Raw genomic sequence first — 1,156 nt, 5'->3', positions numbered from 1 at the left:
TTTTTTTCTATTTCCCAAGTTTCACGATCTAACTTTGGTGGGATAACTATCATATCAAATAAAGTAGCTTGTTTTTTCCCTGGATAAGGGCGTAAAATTCTGCCACGACGTTGAATAAATTGACGCGGATTATTAGTACTAGCTAAAATGATGGCGGTTTGAATCGCAGGAATATCTACCCCTTCATCTAAACAGCGAATTGCTACTAAACCTTGTAAAATTCCCTGTTCAAATTGAATGCGTAATTTTTCCCTTTCAGCTATAGGAGTTTCTGTGGTGTAGGTATTAACCTTATAGCCTAATTCTTTCCCTAAAATTCTGGTAACGGCTGCAATTTGCCGATTATAATCTTGATGATAATTATCTACATTACCATCACCACAATAAAATAAAGTATGGGTAGTTTGTAGTCTATCTTGCATTAAAAATTTTAAAGCATTTAATTTGTTAGCAGCAGTACCTATTAAACGCGATCGCTTTGTTAATAAAGATGTTAAATTACCATTATCCCAGTTACTATCTTGTTGCAGTATCCAGCCAATTTTCCTAGTGAGTTTAGCATAGAGAAATGATTCTGATTCGGTTAACTCAACAAAAATAGGATAATAAAGATAAGGTACTAAGGCTTTTTGCTTGATAGCATCTTCCAGGGTAAATTCTGGCTGTAAAATTTTACCAAAATACTCCAAGAGTGCATCTGTTCCTGATTCGTCATAGTGTCTTTGAGGAGTTGCAGAAAGAGCTAGTCGTAACCCAACATTACGAGGTAAGCTGGCTTCTAAACGGTTTGAACCTAAATTGTGTGCTTCATCGCCAATGATTAAAGTTTTCTCTGGAAAAAATTTTATTGAAGACTGAAAACCTTCGCTAATTAATGTGGAGTTAGTAGTAATAATAGTGAGAAAATTTTGTTTCTGAGAACGAATATTATAAAGTTGAGTAGTTAATTCTGTTTCCCAGCTATTAAGGCGATGCATGGCAATAATTGGGTTCAGATTAAATGCCTGACATTCTCTTTGCCACTGTAAGACTAAATGTTGATAAGGGCAAATAATAATTACAACCTGTAAGCCAATTTTTTGGTATAGCTCTGTGGCTATAGCTAAAGCAATAATGGTTTTACCGCTACCAGTCGCCATTTTTAATGTTCCACGAC

Annotated in this window: 1 protein-coding gene; it reads right to left on the bottom strand. The window is 35.0% G+C overall.

The window, feature by feature from the left end; genetic code table 11:
- Positions 1 to 1,156, bottom strand: a 1,156-nt coding sequence (locus H1P_RS33540) for a DEAD/DEAH box helicase family protein (protein ID WP_144875833.1), incomplete at both ends; no start/stop codon positions are given.

The organism is Hyella patelloides LEGE 07179 (assembly GCF_900659865.1).
Classification (GTDB): Bacteria; Cyanobacteriota; Cyanobacteriia; order Cyanobacteriales; family Xenococcaceae; genus Hyella; species Hyella patelloides.
This window is presented reverse-complemented; position numbering and strand designations above follow the sequence as displayed.